Annotated in this window: 4 protein-coding genes and 1 pseudogene; all 5 read right to left on the bottom strand. The window is 55.2% G+C overall.

Going from position 1 to position 3014, the window contains the following annotated elements; all coding sequences use genetic code 11:
- Window positions 1-244 (bottom strand): ribonuclease III domain-containing protein (locus L692_RS0106650; protein WP_025698300.1); only part of this gene is annotated, 244 nt, incomplete at its 3' end.
- A gap of 12 nt (window positions 245-256) precedes the next feature.
- Complete coding sequence (fabF, locus tag L692_RS0106645; protein ID WP_025698298.1) at window positions 257-1495, bottom strand: beta-ketoacyl-ACP synthase II; 1239 nt, start codon at window positions 1493-1495, stop codon at window positions 257-259.
- Between the two features lie 216 nt (window positions 1496-1711).
- Window positions 1712-1945: an acyl carrier protein gene (acpP, locus tag L692_RS0106640; protein ID WP_025334828.1), complete on the bottom strand. Its 234-nt coding sequence runs from the start codon at window positions 1943-1945 to the stop codon at window positions 1712-1714.
- 132 nt (window positions 1946-2077) lie between these two features.
- Window positions 2078-2827: a 3-oxoacyl-[acyl-carrier-protein] reductase gene (fabG, locus tag L692_RS0106635; RefSeq protein WP_025698296.1), complete on the bottom strand. Its 750-nt coding sequence runs from the start codon at window positions 2825-2827 to the stop codon at window positions 2078-2080.
- A 59-nt stretch (window positions 2828-2886) separates the two neighbouring features.
- Window positions 2887-3014 (bottom strand): annotated as a pseudogene (locus L692_RS31685) (ACP S-malonyltransferase); the annotation flags it as partial.

Here is a 3014-nt window from a genome sequence, read left to right as displayed (position 1 = left end):
CGATGGCGGCCCGCAGCTTGGTCAGCTCGCCTTCCGGCCGGTCCGGAAGCAGATTATATAAATATTCGGAAACCGTCAGCTCCAGGACAGCGTCGCCCAGAAATTCAAGGCGTTCATTGTCCTGGTGCTGATTGAAACGGTGCTCATTGACATAGGACGCATGGGTAAAGGCCTGCTTCAGCAGCGAAGAATCGTGGAATTGAATATGAAGTTGACTTTGCAATTGCTTCAGGTCCCCATTCATCGCACGGTCTCCTTACTGTTTGTATTTTTTTAAAATAACAGTCGCGTTATGTCCTCCGAATCCGAACGAATTGGACATGACAATGTTCAGTTCCGCTTCACGAGGCTTGTTCGGAACATAGTCCAGATCGCATTCGGGGTCCTGGTTGTCCAAATTGATTGTAGGGGCGATGATGTTATTCTGCAGGGAAAGTCCGCAAATGATCGCCTCCACACCGCCGGCCGCTCCAAGCAGGTGCCCTGTCATGGATTTCGTGGAGCTTATCGCCACCTTGTAGGCATGGTCTCCCAGCGCCATCTTGATAGCCTTCGTCTCGGACTTGTCCCCTACAGGAGTTGAAGTGCCGTGCGCGTTGATGTAGTCAATCTCCTCGGGCTTGATGCCCGCATCGCGGATCGCCATCTTCATGCAGCGCGCCGCGCCGTCCGGATCAGGCTCTGTCATATGATGGGCATCGCCGCTCAGTCCGTAGCCGATCACCTCGGCGTAAATCCGGGCGCCCCGCTGAAGCGCATGCTCCAGAGATTCCAGCACCAGAATGCCTGCGCCTTCCCCCATAACAAAGCCATCTCTGTCCGTATCGAACGGACGGCTTGCCTTTTCCGGCTCGTCATTACGCGTGGACATCGCTTTCATCGCACAGAAGCCCGCCATACCCGTCGGACGGATGGTCGCTTCCGCACCGCCGCAGACCATGGCATCCGCATCGCCGCGCTGAATCATGCGCAAAGAATCGCCGATAGCGTGGCTTCCCGTCGCGCAGGCGGTAACCTGCGTTGTATTGGGTCCCTTGGCCCCAAGGCTGATGGACAGCTGACCGGAGCCCATATTGGCAATCATCATCGGAATAAAGAACGGGCTGACGCGTTTGGGACCTTTCTCAAGCAGCAGGTTATGCTGGTCTTCCCAGGTGCCGAGCCCGCCAATCCCCGAACCGACGGATACGCCGATTCTCTCGGCCTCGATATTCTCCCCGATGACCAGGCCGCTGTCGCTAAGCGCCTGCTGTCCTGCCACGAGCGCAAGCTGCACGAAACGGTCCATCTTGCGGGCCTCCTTGCGGCCGAACAATTCTTCAGGATCAAAATCTTTAATCGAAGCGGCGATCCGTGTCGGATATTCGCTCACATCAAAGGATTCGATCGTGGAAACGCCGGATCTCCCGCTCATCAAGCTGTTCCAGAATGTCTCCAGATCTTTGCCGAGCGCTGTCATTACGCCCATACCGGTAACAACCACTCTATGACTCAAAAGCATTCACCCCATCTGATTACTGTATAGCCACAGTCTCTAATTTCTCTCTTGCTAGCCGCATATATAAACCGCCAACACCGCGAAAAAAGCGGCGGCCTGTTATTTTCCTTGGTAATACGCTTGCCTGAAGCGCAGCTTTCGCAAAGCCCAAACACTGTAAAATGAGGAGAAGTCCCGCCTTAAAGCAGGTACGGGACTTTTTAGCCTAGGACTCTAGGTATGAGATTGTATGTAGTTTACAACTTCACCCACGGTCGTAATCTTCTCTGCATCTTCATCAGAGATCTCCATGTCGAATTCATCTTCCAATTCCATAACCAATTCTACAACGTCGAGAGAATCAGCTCCCAAATCATCTTTGAAAGACGCTTCCAGTGTGACTTCGGCTTCGTCGGCTCCTAAGCGGTCGACGACAATGCGCTTTACACGCTCCAATACATCGGACATCCGGTTCACCTCCTCTTTTGGTATTATACGAGATATGAGTTCAAAATGCCATAGAGCTAAAAAAACGCTTTAACCGGCTGATTTTGACGCTCAAGCCCGCTCTCCGGGACTCTCCCGGAGCCGGTAGAAAGATTACATATACATGCCGCCGTCCACATGAAGCGTCTGGCCCGTCATGTACGCCGCCCCCTCCGAGGCAAGGAAGAGGGCGGCCGAAGCGATTTCCTCCGGCAGACCGAGCCGTGCGAGCGGAATGTCCTTCGCCAGATCGGTGCGGACTTCACCTGTCAGCTGGCGGGTCATGTCGGTGTCGATAAAGCCTGGCGCAATGCAGTTGACCGTAATGCCGCGGGAAGCAAGCTCGAGCGCCGCCGATTTGGTCAGTCCGATAACGCCAGCTTTCGCCGCCGAATAGTTGGCCTGCCCCGGATTGCCCCTCACGCCGACCACGGAGGAAATATTGATGATCCGGCCATAACGCTGCTTCATCATCGGGCGGGTGACTGCCTTCAGGCAGTTGAACACGCCCTTGAGATTCGTCTCGATGACCTGATCGAATTCTTCCTCTTTCATCCGCATAATCAGGTTGTCCCTTGTGATGCCCGCGTTATTCACGAGTATGTCAATCCGCCCCCAGGCGCCCAAGGTCTCTTTCACCAGGGCTTCAGCCTGTTCGGCGCTCCCGACATTTCCCCGGAGTGCGATTCCCTCGGAGCCAAGCTCCGCGATGCGCGCCACGGTCTCCCGGGCCGCTTCCTCGCTGCCCGAATAGTTCACGGCGACCTTGACGCCATGCTCCGCCAGCGCCAGCGCGATGCTGCGGCCAATGCCGCGCGACGCGCCGGTAACGAGGGCTGTCTGGCCCCGCAATGATGCGAACATTCTAGTGGTCCCCTTTCATAATCCGTAAAGTTCGCCAAACCCTTCAATTAAAAAGCCGATCAGGCAAGAGCTTCAATGCTTTCCAGACTGTTGATGTTGATAACCTTGACATTCTTGTCGATCTTGCGGATCAGCCCGGCAAGCACGCTGCCGGAGCCGATCTCCACGAACGTGTCGACGCCTTCCT

Source organism: Paenibacillus forsythiae T98, assembly GCF_000520735.1.
In the GTDB taxonomy this organism is placed as follows: Bacteria; Bacillota; Bacilli; order Paenibacillales; family Paenibacillaceae; genus Paenibacillus_AQ; species Paenibacillus_AQ forsythiae.
This window is presented reverse-complemented; position numbering and strand designations above follow the sequence as displayed.